This window comes from Pseudomonas sp. NPDC086251 (assembly GCF_044746405.1).
Classification (GTDB): domain Bacteria; phylum Pseudomonadota; class Gammaproteobacteria; order Pseudomonadales; family Pseudomonadaceae; genus Aquipseudomonas.
Genome location: NZ_JBIVBY010000048.1, coordinates 26,950 through 40,046 on the forward strand (window position 1 = coordinate 26,950; position 13,097 = coordinate 40,046).

Consider the following 13,097-nt stretch of genomic DNA (forward strand, 5'->3'; position numbering starts at 1 on the left):
CGAAGACGGGGGGTTGCCCTGACCAGGCGTTGGCCAAGCTCGAGCATCCATCTCGGGCGAAGCGCTGGTCCGCCATGCGCGTTGCTGCGGATTGAAAACTGACCCACCCTGTATTGAAAATTGACTCGGGGTCGAGCGCTGATTTTGCATCAGCAATGGTGGATACGCTTGGCAACGGTGTCCCCACCACCCTGCGGCCATCGTCCTCGTGAGGGTGGTGTGGCTCAGTGCGCCCATTGGGTAATCAAAGCGTCTGGGTGGATAAATGGCTCGGCTGAACGCAGACCCTCAACTTTCAGGAAATGCCTACAGACGGCGAAGCCCGGTATGAATTGATATTAGGCCATTACTCGGTCGTTTTTCATGTGCATGAAAAAGGAAGGTAGGGATGGCATTAATCAGTTGTCCCGGTTGTGGCCTCCACGAAAGCGATAAAGCTTGGCACTGTAGCGGCTGCGGGCAAGTGCTACGTGTTCCCAAACGGGGACCACTTGAAAATATTTTTAAATGGTCGTTTATTTTGTTCAACCCCTGCATGGCCGGGTGGATGATTTATGAACTAGCGACGGCAGGTATAACGAGCTTTGGATTTGAAGCAATGGTCATCACCGCTTTATGGGTGATTGGGGATATCAACCTTGGCTTGCTGGTCCTGCTGACTCGGCCCCGTAAATACCCCCTCGATGACCTGCTATAGAGGCACTTTTCCACTTTTAACCATGGGCGTTCGGCAATCTACTTATAGCGTACGAATAGCTTTTGCGACCCACGGCCGTTCGCGGCACTCATTGAGGCGCTTGCCTCGGGACATGATTTGAACCTCGACACCTTGATATTGCACTGGACCTTAGAAGTCTCGAACAAGAAAAAATGCGGAAGTCGTATTGGGCTCCTCACCAACATCATCAAGCGAGCCAGAAAATACAATTCTCTGCGATACCTGTGCCTATTCCGGCTCGCCCAATACTTCTACTCCGGCAATACCATTTCGCGTAGCTACGCGAAACGCCTAGTCAACAAACTAAATATTAAATATGGCGTTGACATCAGTATTGGCGCGCAAATTGACCTCGGCTTTAAAATTGCTCATCTCCCTGGCGTCGTCATCACAGGACATGCTCGTATCGGTCGGAATTTTTTGGTCCGCCAAAATACGACGATTGGCATCAAGACGTTGGGGCTGGATTACTACCGGTTAGTCATCGGAGACAACGTCAGCGTGGGCGCCAATAGCTGCATTATTGCCGACAATCTGGTGATTGGTGACAACGTCACCATCGGCGCGATGACTTTTGTCAACAACGACATTGAAGCTGGAACCACCTTCTACAACGCACGTTAACCGAACAACGCTGTCTGCGCAGGAGGTTGGAAGTGAAAGTCAGGGCGACCATTATTTGCGAAAAAGATCGGCATATCTAGTTCGTTCGTAAACCTAAGGCCAAATGGCGCTACCGGGCGGCAAGGTTGAACGGGGTGAGGCTATCGCTGGGGCGGCAGCACGAGAACTTAAAGAAGGAACCGGGCTGGAGGCGGATACGCTTCTGTATGTTTGACCACGAAACACGCCATATGCATCACTATGTTTTTGAAGCCGCCCTTTTAAACGCAGCACATGCGGCGCCTCACCACAAAATCACCGAGTGCATGTGGCTAGCGTTGAACAGACTGAACAATCTGCACACCAGCGATGCAACCAAATCCATTGTCAGGTCATTTTTGCGTCGTCTTTAACGCGGCTGATCATGCCGCAAAATTTTCATGTCTCGTCTCGCTCTTTCGCCACGCGTGGATTTTCCTTGAGCGGGTGCTCGTACAAACGAAACGCTTCGCAGCTGAGCGATTGCGACGGCCAGTCGTGTCTCGAACTCGGTCAAAGTTCGGATTACCGCTGGGGCTCGTCAAACGCGCTAGCCACAAAGCGGGTCGGTCAGTTCCAACCGAGCAGCTCGGTCATGAGCATTTGCCGCGCTCCAGCTAAAGGGCTTGCAACTCAATGGGGCGGCATTGGCAGCTGCTTAAACAGGGCCAGGGTATCAGTGAAAAAACCGACTCTCGTGGACCTTTGTCCTCGGGTGGGCAAGGTACGCCAGGACCTGCGCATCGGCCATGCATTGATTAAACGCGGGAGAAAATATGCCTCACCCTAAGCCTGCTCATCGGGACCGGCCTGCAGCGAAGAGGGTTTTCCTGATGCCCATGTCCGGCGCATGAGTGGTATCGATGAGTCTTCACAACATACAGGCCCAAGGAGGCCAGACATGACGAAAAAATTCACCAGCCCTATCACCCACCCGAATATTGCGGCTCAAGAAATTCTTGCTTGTCTCGTTGAAGCGGGATCCTTTAGCCCGCACGACCGATTCCTCAGCGGATCCGCGGATGGGGACAGAGCGGCAGACGCGATGATCGCCGTTCACAAAGCGCTCAGCGCTTACTACGCGTCGCTTTTGAAGTAATCCGCAGCCTAGCAAGCCTCTGACCCACAATCCGCACCTGTCGGCCGGATTTTAGTTGGCCTTGCTGCTTTATTCGCGGCCTTCAACGTAAAAACAGCGCCCGGTGTATTCAAAAATCATGGCCCAAGGAGGCCGGATATGACTTTTAACAATCGCATCCCCGTCACCAACTCAGTCGACATGGCAACGCAAATTGTTGTCGCGCTAATCGCCGCAGGGCTGCTCCCGAGCGACGCCGAAACAATGACCGACGCGCAGTGGGAGATTGCCAACATCCTCAGCGTTCATTTCCCGGCAGCCGCCCCATGTACCAAGCGTCATTGACACACCCGTCCGCATTAGGACCTGTGTTTACGCTGCAGAACGCTTGGGGTACCGCCAGACCTCATTGACCTCACCTGACAGCGCGGGCCTTCGGACTCTTCGGGCGTGCTGACCAACCGTTTATCAGCGCGCTCGACGGGTTTCGTTCCGCCACAGGGTTCACCGCTTCCGAAGCACACGCGAACGTGGCCTGGGGATCCCGAAATTTAAATGTCATCGAACCGGCTGGCTTTGTAGATGGCTGTTGCAGTTAGGGGGACCTACGCATTCGAAAATCTGTCCAAGGCGAGCTTTCAGGATCTGCCTACAGACTCGATTTAGAAAGGTGGCAACTATGCGCGCACCGGGATTCGTTCCGCCCCCTTCACCTACTGATGAACAGTTATGAGCAATCACAACCCAGAACCAAACGACACTCACATCAAACAAATTCTTACGATAACGCTGGACCAGCTTCTGCTGTACCTAAACAACAATGAGTGTATGCATCCCTGTTCGGCTTGTGGAGAATCCAATTGGAGCATCCCGCTGATAGACAACATGCCAGCGATTTATATGACACACAGCATTAGAAATGCCTCCATCCCGGCATGGTCATTTCATATTAACTGCAATGACTGTGGCGGTATAAAAATGTTTAATGCCAGCCGTGTACGAGAGTATTTTTTTACCGAACAGGAGGAGCATGTCGAAATAGCCAATACTTTGACGCCGGTCGATGACCACCCTTCAACGCAGGCGCAATCGCAATCGCAATCGCTGGAAAAGCGCATAGCTCAACTGGAAACGCATGCCGAGAATATTCAGGAAGATATTGACTCTCTGGAGGGCGACCTTCAGCTATTTCGCACCGAGACCAACGCAGAGTTTTCGTCCGTGCGCGATGAATTTTCCAGTGTTCGGGCGGAGATGCAAGAAGGCTTCACTCGCGTTCGATCTGACATGAAAAAGGATTCCCGAGGGCGCTTCTGGGCTCTAATCCTGGTCACCAGCGCACTGGCAAGCTTGATGGTAAGGGGCTTCGGCTGGATGTAGCGTTACGCAAAAAGTTCTGTGGGCTCCTACGTCTGCGCTGATCGACGGGGAGAAAGCTTGGATTATCAGGGCCAGCCTTTACCCTCGCCAATGAGCCAACAACACTCTCTGATTGAGGCGAGCGACATTGATGTACAGGATCGTAATTATCGCTTTTGTCGGGCTGCTCGTGTTCGCTGCCAGCCAAGGAGATGCCGTTGACACGGCGGTGGCTCGACAGTCAATAGAGGCCGTTAGCCACTTTTTTCCATTTTAGAGGACGTTGCCCCGCCTGCCTGCGGCTTTTCCCAAGGGCTTGACGGGCGCACTGGAAATACAAAAACTGGAACGCCGGTTGCTGCCGTTTTACTCATTCGTGAAAACGCTTAACTGAAAGAATGACCGCCTATGTTCAGCACCCGTACGAGACGTGCATCCTCTTGTATCATGAAGAAAACCCGATGCTCCTGACTTAACCTAATGCTGAATAGCTGAACGGCTTTTTTTTGTTTTACCTGCTTATAGCAGAATTTGGCTCCTGCCATAATGGCCGCATCCCGAGGGTGCGCTCCTGAGGTAATAAGCCTTCGCCACAGGTAATAGTTTCTCATGCTGGCGGCATCGACCGGTATATGTTTTCTTGAACCGTACTTGTTCTTCTGCTCACTGTCATCGACAGTCCAACCAGTAGGGTTTGGCGCACTAGGTGACTTATGCGAGAATTTTTTTCTGGCTTGCGCTGACTCATAGGAAAAAGAACTTCCAGAGCCTAATGGTATTGAGCTCTCAGGGCCGGACGCCAGCGAATATTCAGATTCAACGTGATGACTTTCATCGGCCGAGTAATACTCGTCCTCGCTTGCCGTAAAATACTCTGAATCGGAAATGGAATCCCTCAGATCATTCTGCTTTAACTCATATAAGTACATGTGTGCTCCCATTATTGTGAGCGTGATTTGATGCAGGTCATTATTCAGTGCCAAGCCCAAGCGTAATTGTAGTCGCTAAAATGACTATTTGGCTGGAGCGATATGCCACGCGCCGGCATGATGATCTAACGAGCTGGCTTGTCATGACGCCGATTAGCCTTGTTGATGGACGATGCCTGTTTGGCGCGCTGCTTCAAGATGGGCGACCGCACCGCGTCGTCGATGAACCGCGAGCGGTACCCTTACGCCCGTGCACCTTGGCGGATCTGAAACGGGCGGGAATGGGTGGTATCAGTAAACGGCGACGTTCCTGCGAGTGGTAGTAGCCAAAAGCTGAGTACGCTGTTGTTTTAGCAGGGCGCATGCCTGATAACAGGGCTGCACGAGGTAGCGGGGCGTACGTTGGTGATTGGGCCAGTGCTCCCCAGCCCCAAGTCGCCGCTGTCGGACATTTTATGGCTCTAGCGTGAGTCGCCACAGCCTGCTGACATAAACTCCTGTCTCTTTAGAATAGTCAGAGCGATATTTAGGGTGAGGGCTGATCGGGCCGACCTGCCCCGCCGTCCGAGCGCGATGCATCCTTCGAAAAAACCACCAACGTTAAGTTAGGCGAAAGCTTCGTCAGCTTTTGCTGGCCGCATTTTAAAATATCTCGTTTGAAATACACCGTCCACGTGTATTGGGAGCTCCGTATGCAGCCGCTGAGGTAGGTTTCTACCTCCTCCTCCGTCAGCTCGGCAACATTGGCTATTTCTTTGGACGTAGGCCGTAGTTCCATCAACGATTTCCTTCCCGCTTAACGGGATCATGAAGAATTTGACACGATCGCTATTCACGTCCGCTCTCTGTCCGCATTTCACGTACAGCGTAGGTACACTCGCCCATACGCTTTCGCCCATGGAAAAGACTCCGGCTCAGACTGCCGCCAGTTGATACGTGCTCCTCCGAAAATCGCATTGCCAAGGCTTTTGGCCTTTACCGCGATTGCCGGGCGACCAAGACCAACGTAGAACGATGGACAGCCAATATCTGTAGGATTTTTCTGAAACCGTAAAAATGCGGACGACGAGCTCGGTGGCGTCATACCCATCGCCGCCACTCGATTTCATGCTCTGTCATGACCACGACAAGACACTGCAAGGAGCCGCCGGCCTCCTTTTTACCCCGCTTGAAACCGGCACGGAGCGAGTGGCATAAACCACTCAATAGCTCCTTTTTTTCCTCCCGATATCGGAGTAACGGGCCCGACGAGCGGCAAATGAAATCTCTTGCCTCGAGAAAACACGCCCGTTCTGAAATGAATCAACGTCAAAATCATCCCCTGCAATGCTCACGCACTATGAAAACAGGCGTTACGCAGTCACGCCCAGAGTCCGCAACGCCTGGCCACGCGCAGCGGGAAGCCCGTTCGAGATCCTAGGCAGCCTCGCCGGCTGAATTGGGGGTGAGCTCGAGATTTGTCGGGAATCCGGCTTATGCATTGATTGCTAGGAAAGATCGGCCATCTGGCGTTTCATCAAATGAATGGAATGCGCCACATCAAGCGCAGTGGCTGACCCTGCTTCATCGTTTCGGCGCTGAGGTGGCGTCATTGAGTTTGAGAACCGGCGACCCATCAATGAGGCGTCAAGCCACAAAGCCGGGGAATATCTGCCGAACCCGCCTGATAGGCCACTCGAAAACGGCGTTGGCATTGGCGAAATTGTTAGTCGATCCATTCGGGTGTCGGCTCGACATCTTTCCGATACGTCTCGACTCGACACCTTGCAAGTGTGTGACTCACAGATTTAGTAACAGCCCTTTCAAGCTCCTAGTGCTGGAAATTGGAGCAGTGCCCGCAGAAAGGCGGGCCCACCTTTTCCCTGTGCGGTCTTTGGCGGTTTCACATGACTCGTGGGCTTGGGTCGCAGACTGTGGGCCAGTAAACGATCTGGAATTCCTTCAGCGACTGAAGGTATTCCCTACTTCCACCCGGTCGAGGTTCAGTTTTAATACTTATCGGAAGCCGGCAAACATTGGCCCGGGGTCGTGCGCTCACTTCAGGGCCTCTGCGCGCCGGCTTTCGCTCCCTGTCGCTTCCGCCGCTTCTTGCGGCGAAAGAGGCGTTCTGCTGCCGGCCTCGGCGAGCGAGTCTTCATCGAAATGAGGCATTTACCTACCTACAACCTTGAATCGGTGCGGTTTAATCGGTGTTGAGAAAGCCAGTCGCACAAGGTTCCTCCCGTACAGTGTGCCAGTCCGATGGACCTTCCATGGACACTGTCTTTCTTATCAGGCGGTAAGTATTTAGCCCGTATCCTTCCCAACAAGGGTACGGGTTCTTTTTGTCCTCTGTCCCTGCCTCAGGGCCAATTCCTTCATCCACTGCTAACATCCGACTGCCCGGACGTGGGGACGTGGGGACGGCCCAACTTTATCTGTTGAGCGCGGAGGATCACTCTGACAGGCGTGCCATTGATGCTGTGGATGATGGACTTCCTGGCGGCTGAAGCATCCTGTTGAGGACGAGCTGGCATTACATCGAGCGCCGACAGCCATCGCCTCTGATGGTGAGTCCGTAGGTTTATCGTTATTTTACAAATACTTAATCATTTTTTATTTCCTCAACCATCAGCGCTTCGTACCGCTACAGCCCAGTAGGTGCACGGCCTCATAATTTTTTGCGGAACGATTTTAAGGCCTCACAATGGCCCTGCGCGACACGTCACAGGCGCTCCGCCAAGCTCTGGATTTAAGGGTATCCCGACAATGTTTTTAAAGGTATTCCTTACAGACAGCGACGGACGGCGAGGCCAGTCTCACGCGCGTCGGCGCTGGGCCGACTTTCATGCGTGTGAGAAGGAACAATAATGGCTATTCAATCCTGCATCGAATGCAACGGCGCCGGGAGTGATCTAGCGGCAAGTTGCCCCCATTGCGGAGCATCGCAACTACTTTTGAGGGAGAAGTTAAAGAAACAAAAAAAACTGCAAAAGAAAGGGAAGACATCGAAAAAGGAAAAGCTCTTCTTAAAAAACTAGCTAAGTTCGCATTTTATTTTTCCGTCGCAATGCTTTATATCGACGGATTCTCAAACAGCCTTTCCATCACGACAAACATTGGATTAAGGCTATCCCTTCTACTTATATTCCCTTTTATACAAAATAGAATAAATAAGATAACAAAGAAGAATCTCAATTCGACATCTATATCGCCATATCAATTGTATTTCTTGTGACCTCTCAATTGCGAAATAGCCGAATCGGCGACGAGCTCGCACAAAGCAATGGCTTCAACACCTATAGTGACTGCAAAAAAGGCCAAGAGCTGAACCTTACGCCGGAACAATTATCTATAAAAAAAGAACAATGGGCTAAAGAAGAAAAAACCAAAAGGGAAGAGTTAGCAAAGAAAGAAGCTGACAGAAACGCAGTCGAAGCAAATGCTGAAAATACCAAAAAACTCGTTGACTCTGTTGAGTCCACCTGCTTTGGTGCAATTTATGATAGATTAAAAGATCCAAAATCTGCCGACTTTGAAACCGCAGCAACGGTTCCTGACCTGAAAAAAAGGAGTATGGATTGTTCAGCAGTTCGTCACTTCCAAAAACTCGTTTAATGCAAATATAAGGACGGGTTTTCAATGCACCGTAAAAGCAAATAAAGATGGAAATACTTTGATTTCAATAAACAAACTAAAGTAGCTCCGTTAACACCTTAAAAGTCCTCGCTTCATGCGGGGCTTTTTCGTCCCACTTGACGCACTCCTTCCTCCGGGTTACCTTTCGTCCGTCGCAGTCACTTCTGCGATCGGGTTTGGCCACCCGGTAGTTATGGCGTACAGCGCTGCAAAAGCGGTTTTTTTGTGCTTGCTTTATGGTGAGCTGTGCGCTGGAGGGCTTCGGCCCTGCCGGGTTCCATAACCCCGGTTCGCCAACCCGCGTACAGTTCGCCTCCATCATGTGGCGATGATAGGCGGACTCCAATTAAGTTATGGAGCTTCATTATGCAAGCAGCAAAGCCCATTCCGTTTCATTCCAGAGTTCGGAACTCTTCCTGGTCGATCACGACGGCCAACCATTAGTACCCATGAAGCCTGTTGTCGAAGGCATGGGTTGGCTTGGCAAACACAGCACAGAAAGCTCATGACGGGGCGCTTTGCTTCAACCATCACCGAAATGGTGATAGTTGCCGCAGACGGCAAGCAACGCCAAATGACTTGCCTACCCCTCCGCAAGCTCACCGGTTGGCTCATGTCGATTCACCCGAACAAGGTGAAGCCTGAGCTGCGTGAAGGCATCATCGCCTACCAGAACGAGTGTGACGATGCGCTTTGGGCATATTGGAACGATCAGCGCTTGTCGGTGGCCACGCCACAATCCACTCCCGAGATCCAGCCTCTCTTCGCCCAACAGTGGTTAACCACTTTCGACAGTTCAGGTAGTCAACATACCCGCCTGCTGCCGATGGACGTATGCATTTTTGAACACTGTCGAATTCATCGATCACGTTTCGCATTTGAATGAGCTGGACATTCCAACACCACTACACTGCTTCAGCTGACAATGACGCTTATGAATCAGCTCGGTAAACGAAACCTGAACTTCGCAGGGTTCGCGGTCTAGGCTCTCACGCGCCCGCACTGAAAGCTGCGGGCGCCCTCCTCGGCGGATTGTGTCATCCGGTCTCAGCTACCAAGCATTTCCCTACATTGACGCCAAAACCTACATTGGCGGTACTCAAATAAGGTCTAATTCATCCACGGAGAAAGCTAGGGCGCGAGGGATGTTCAATTTTTGTTGACGAGCCTGTTGGTTTTTTCAGCGGCTCGCCCACTAGCTTTCTCCCCTGCTTCGCTGGCCGACTCGCGCCTCAAATGGTCTCGGAGTGACGCTACGATCCCGTCTCTCCACGTACGTCTAAATGGAGCCGAAAAATGAAGATTAAACTACACCCCGCTTTATATATAGATTGCCGATGACCGCCGCATTCCGAGGCGAATGTCAAATTGTTCGCTTCGCTCATTACTCTTCTGATGGAGATGGGAATGAACGCAAAACTTCTTACAATTTTGCTAGTCACGACTTAGGGACTACCTTAAAAGCTGCCGCAGGACCTACGGCTGAACTCAAGGGGATAGGGGATATTCAAATAGGGGCCTGCACTATCGGCTTTAATAATGGTGGGACCTTTGACTTTGGTAATATCTATATCACCGATGCGGTTACAATCCCTGCCGCTCAACCAGGAACGCTTCTCATCAATTGTAGTGCGCCAATTCCGGTATTTTTTAATATTACCGACAATAGGGTGGGCACATCTACCGTTAGCGGCCAATTTGGCTTGGGTCTCGATAGTGCTGCAAATCCCATTGGTACGTACCGTATTAATTTCCAAGCCGACGCGCTGCTAGACGGGGCTTCAGGGTGGATGCTTAGCGGTAACGGCACTACTTGGCAGCGGTATCCCGGAACGGCGAATTCTTTCGGCCCAGCGCCTCAAACTCAGATTGGATTCCAAAGGAGTTACGAACCCCGAAACGGCACTCCTCAGCCCTTCACGACATTTGCTGTTACAGTTTCTACAGCCCCTTCAGTGCAGCCAATTCAAGATATGGATACAAGCCAGTCAATAAGTTTAGATGGATCTGCAACATTCGAACTTTTTTATCTATAGAGATAAGCGCGCAGCGCCTCGTTCAATTTCATACGCGCACTGTTGCGATAGTATCAGCCTAGCGCGATTATGGACATGTCTCGATTTGTCGACTAGACGGTGCGCGCTACCCTCTTTTACCGCGATCCGCCCGCCGGCTGCAATGACGTACGCAAGCAGATCATCTAGGTCGTGCTCGCAATACCCATACCCGCCCCCGGCAAGCTGGCCTAGATGTTCCGGCACCTGCTCAGCGCTTGCGCGCAACGCCCCCTCGATCACATCCGGCAACGCCCGGCCAAGCTAGCATGTCGAGGATAGCCAGGACGTGGTCGCCACAGGCAGCCTTGCTGTCATACGCGCCATGTTCAATTCGTTCTCAAAATATGCACCACATTGCAACGCGAGCGAAACACCAGGACGCAGAGCGAACTCAGGATGATCAGCACAAACGGCGACTGCACTTGGTAAAGCCCCAAGACCGAAAAGTGCGCCTGACATCCTATAGCAGCGGCGAGCACCCAGGCCATCAGCGAAATGCCCAGTTGGTACCATTCGATCATTTGAGTAACCCCGCCTCCACGGCGTACTGCCGAACGAATACCAATCCTTCCTGCACGTTCATCCTTCATCGTTGTTGAGGGATTTACCTGCTTACAGCACCCCTTATTAAGGATTTAATCGGCACTGAGAAGACAGCAGCACAGCGTTCATCTCCCGCACTGTGCTGATCATATGGGTGTATGTACTGTCTCTCGCATCAGGCCAATACTTAGCCCGCCCGCCAAACGGTGCGAGCTTTTTTTCTGGTTTGCTGCCAAGATATTAGTCGTCTGCCACCGCCGATGAAGTGAGCGATCAGAAGATCGTCAAATTCGGATTGCTTTAGCGTTTAATCTAATGATTATCAACTTTATAGCGGTGACCTATGTACTCGCATAAGCCAGCCCGTGTTAATCGAAGGGAAACTATTTCTGATTTAGAAAATTTTACTGCCAGAAAAGATGATTATCTTGACGAGGAAAGTCCGTTGTTAGCGATGAAAGGCATCATCAGAGCCCGCGCAGCCATGAAGCCGATCTCGGTAGGCCATGAGATGATTCAAGAAGCAGCCAGCGCTTCCCAGATTTTCGAACTTCAATGTTCAGGTGGCCATTACTCATTCCTTCCGGTTGATTCTGGTGCCCGAAACATGCCACTCACAGACGGCGCATTTCTATTCGTTGTTCTGGCGAATGATCCTGGCCGCATCTATTGCGGTGTACCGTATGGATCTTCTGCCGCTCATCCAGACTTCAGTATAAGTGGGCACACGTCTTTGACGTATCGGGCAGACGCCCTCTATGCTGGTGAGATATTCTTTTCGCACGGTACACTTTTATCTTGGAATAACGGCAGTGGTCACTATAAGCCTGCTGCAGCATTGCGAGATGTAAATCTCATTCCTGCTGTTCGACGTTTGTTGCCGGATGATCGCTTTATCGACTACTGGAGCATGTCAATGCAGCAGGCGAGAGAGCAGCTAACAATGCGTGGCTACACGGTTATGGAATAATGTGGGGAATACAAGTCGCCTTCCTCCTTGCATTGCTAATCCTCCACTCAGGCCGTCATTAGGCCGCCGGCTGCAATTAAGTAAGCCAATAGATCGTTAAGATGGTGCTCGCGCTGCCCATAGCCAGCGCCCGGCAGGCTGGCCCAAATCCTCCGACATTTGGCCAGCCCATCGATGACGTTACCGGCCATCAAAAGCTTTCAGGTTCCCCCTACAGAAAAACCTCGCCAACCTGTCGTTTAATCGCATCTAGAGACAGGTTGGAGGATCTTGTGGCTGGCGCCCACGCATGGACGTTTTTTTGCGTGCGGCTTCCAGCCTGTCTTGCTCCTTTCTAAGTGTTAAATTGCCTCACACCATTAGCCATAGTGGTGTGGGGATTTTTTTGGCCTGCGTTCTGCCATTTGAGATTCAACTCAATTCGCGCTGCTAAGCTTCCACTCAGGTTGCCATCTGGCCACCGGCAGCAATTAAGTAAGCCAAAAGATCGTCAAGGTGGTGCTCGCGCTGCCCATAGCCAGCGCCCGGCAGGCTGGCCAGATATTTCGGCACTTGCTTAGCGCCTCCTCAAAACGCCCCGCCGCTACATCCGGCAATGCCCGGCACTCTCGAATATGCTGGCTCGCAAGTCGATCCTGGCTCAACGGACCGAAGTCCGGCAGTTGTAACAGGTCGCGGTAGTGCGGCCAGTCCTTGAGCATCTGCTGATAACGCCCTGACGCGTTCGAGGTCAGGCTCTTGCTGTTGATCAGCTTGGACTTGCGTCCGTTGGCGAACGGATGCACCGCATAATCATCGAATACCTCAAGCTGGCCATCGCGGCCGGTGACAATCACGTTGTAGCCGTCATCCGAGCGCCGTAAATAGTCAGCGCCCAACTCCGACCAAGCGAGCATGTCGAGGAAAGCCAGAACGTTGTCGCCACCGGCGGTCTTGCTATCAATACGTGCCATGTTCAATTCATTCTCAAAATCTGCGCCACATTGCCACGCGAGCGAAACACCAGGATGCAGAGCGAACTCAGGATGATCAGCACAAACGGCGACTGCACCTGGTATAGCCCCAAGACCGAAGAGAGCGCCTGACATCCTAATGAAATGGCTACCCCCGCCGCCCCCTGTGATCGCCCACTAAGCTTTCACCGGGGGCTCATCGGAGATTGTTGCCATGAACAAAGTAGCTA

The 13,097-nt window shown here is 51.9% G+C and carries 12 protein-coding genes and 2 pseudogenes; 10 read left to right on the top strand and 4 right to left on the bottom strand.

Annotated elements, in window-relative coordinates:
- The first annotated feature begins 388 nt into the window (after window positions 1-388).
- The 6 genes and pseudogenes from ACIPL2_RS32565 to ACIPL2_RS32590 all read left to right on the top strand — a co-directional run bounded on the left by ACIPL2_RS32565 (window position 389) and on the right by ACIPL2_RS32590 (window position 3,818).
- Window positions 389-697: a hypothetical protein gene (locus tag ACIPL2_RS32565; protein WP_401364200.1), complete on the top strand. Its 309-nt coding sequence runs from the start codon at window positions 389-391 to the stop codon at window positions 695-697.
- Window positions 698-814: 117 nt separating this feature from the next.
- Window positions 815-1,342, top strand: coding sequence for a serine acetyltransferase (locus tag ACIPL2_RS32570; protein WP_401364203.1), 528 nt, complete (start codon window positions 815-817; stop codon window positions 1,340-1,342).
- 32 nt (window positions 1,343-1,374) lie between these two features.
- Window positions 1,375-1,734: pseudogene (locus ACIPL2_RS32575) on the top strand (NUDIX domain-containing protein).
- A 527-nt stretch (window positions 1,735-2,261) separates the two neighbouring features.
- Window positions 2,262-2,459 (top strand): hypothetical protein, encoded by a 198-nt coding sequence (locus tag ACIPL2_RS32580; protein WP_401364206.1) that lies wholly within the window; start codon window positions 2,262-2,264, stop codon window positions 2,457-2,459.
- Window positions 2,460-2,597: 138 nt separating this feature from the next.
- Entirely contained in the window at window positions 2,598-2,783 is a 186-nt protein-coding gene (locus ACIPL2_RS32585; protein ID WP_401364209.1) for a hypothetical protein, read from the top strand.
- 384 nt (window positions 2,784-3,167) lie between these two features.
- The gene (locus ACIPL2_RS32590; RefSeq protein ID WP_401364212.1) at window positions 3,168-3,818 is read left to right on the top strand and encodes a hypothetical protein; all 651 of its coding nucleotides are present in this window, start codon (window positions 3,168-3,170) and stop codon (window positions 3,816-3,818) included.
- A 365-nt stretch (window positions 3,819-4,183) separates the two neighbouring features.
- On the opposite strand, the gene ACIPL2_RS32595 is transcribed toward ACIPL2_RS32590, so the two are convergent.
- The gene (locus ACIPL2_RS32595) at window positions 4,184-4,726 is read right to left on the bottom strand and encodes a hypothetical protein (protein WP_401364214.1); all 543 of its coding nucleotides are present in this window, start codon (window positions 4,724-4,726) and stop codon (window positions 4,184-4,186) included.
- 3,213 nt (window positions 4,727-7,939) lie between these two features.
- Here ACIPL2_RS32595 and ACIPL2_RS32600 point away from each other — a divergent pair.
- From ACIPL2_RS32600 to ACIPL2_RS32610, 3 genes are all read left to right on the top strand, one after another.
- The gene (locus tag ACIPL2_RS32600) at window positions 7,940-8,323 is read left to right on the top strand and encodes a hypothetical protein (protein WP_401364217.1); all 384 of its coding nucleotides are present in this window, start codon (window positions 7,940-7,942) and stop codon (window positions 8,321-8,323) included.
- 526 nt (window positions 8,324-8,849) lie between these two features.
- Window positions 8,850-9,230, top strand: a complete 381-nt coding sequence (locus ACIPL2_RS32605) for a phage antirepressor N-terminal domain-containing protein (RefSeq protein WP_401364220.1) — start codon at window positions 8,850-8,852, stop codon at window positions 9,228-9,230.
- Between the two features lie 451 nt (window positions 9,231-9,681).
- On the top strand, window positions 9,682-10,380 hold the full coding sequence (locus ACIPL2_RS32610) for a DUF1120 domain-containing protein (RefSeq protein ID WP_401364222.1): 699 nt from the start codon (window positions 9,682-9,684) through the stop codon (window positions 10,378-10,380).
- A 347-nt stretch (window positions 10,381-10,727) separates the two neighbouring features.
- Here the strand turns inward: ACIPL2_RS32610 and ACIPL2_RS32615 are convergent, their stop codons facing one another.
- The gene (locus tag ACIPL2_RS32615; RefSeq protein WP_401364225.1) at window positions 10,728-10,922 is read right to left on the bottom strand and encodes a phage holin family protein; all 195 of its coding nucleotides are present in this window, start codon (window positions 10,920-10,922) and stop codon (window positions 10,728-10,730) included.
- A gap of 365 nt (window positions 10,923-11,287) precedes the next feature.
- Here ACIPL2_RS32615 and ACIPL2_RS32620 point away from each other — a divergent pair, with 365 nt between their 5' ends.
- Window positions 11,288-11,914, top strand: a complete 627-nt coding sequence (locus ACIPL2_RS32620) for a hypothetical protein (RefSeq protein ID WP_401364228.1) — start codon at window positions 11,288-11,290, stop codon at window positions 11,912-11,914.
- A gap of 441 nt (window positions 11,915-12,355) precedes the next feature.
- Here ACIPL2_RS32620 and ACIPL2_RS32625 read toward each other — a convergent pair.
- Window positions 12,356-12,867 (bottom strand): annotated as a pseudogene (locus ACIPL2_RS32625) (glycoside hydrolase family 104 protein).
- A 2-nt stretch (window positions 12,868-12,869) separates the two neighbouring features.
- Complete coding sequence (locus ACIPL2_RS32630) at window positions 12,870-13,013, bottom strand: phage holin family protein (protein ID WP_401364231.1); 144 nt, start codon at window positions 13,011-13,013, stop codon at window positions 12,870-12,872.
- Window positions 13,014-13,097: the final 84 nt, after the last annotated feature.

Excerpts from the sequence above, each read along its gene's own strand:
- ACIPL2_RS32565 (WP_401364200.1), top strand. The coding sequence starts at position 389 with ATGGCATTAATCAGTTGTCCCGGTTGTGGCCTCCACGAAAGCGATAAA.
- ACIPL2_RS32580 (WP_401364206.1), top strand. The coding sequence starts at position 2,262 with ATGACGAAAAAATTCACCAGCCCTATCACCCACCCGAATATTGCGGCT.
- ACIPL2_RS32585 (WP_401364209.1), top strand. The coding sequence starts at position 2,598 with ATGACTTTTAACAATCGCATCCCCGTCACCAACTCAGTCGACATGGCA.
- ACIPL2_RS32590 (WP_401364212.1), top strand. The coding sequence starts at position 3,168 with ATGAGCAATCACAACCCAGAACCAAACGACACTCACATCAAACAAATT.
- ACIPL2_RS32595 (WP_401364214.1), bottom strand. The coding sequence starts at position 4,726 with ATGTACTTATATGAGTTAAAGCAGAATGATCTGAGGGATTCCATTTCC.
- ACIPL2_RS32605 (WP_401364220.1), top strand. The coding sequence starts at position 8,850 with ATGACGGGGCGCTTTGCTTCAACCATCACCGAAATGGTGATAGTTGCC.
- ACIPL2_RS32610 (WP_401364222.1), top strand. The coding sequence starts at position 9,682 with ATGACCGCCGCATTCCGAGGCGAATGTCAAATTGTTCGCTTCGCTCAT.
- ACIPL2_RS32615 (WP_401364225.1), bottom strand. The coding sequence starts at position 10,922 with ATGATCGAATGGTACCAACTGGGCATTTCGCTGATGGCCTGGGTGCTC.
- ACIPL2_RS32620 (WP_401364228.1), top strand. The coding sequence starts at position 11,288 with ATGTACTCGCATAAGCCAGCCCGTGTTAATCGAAGGGAAACTATTTCT.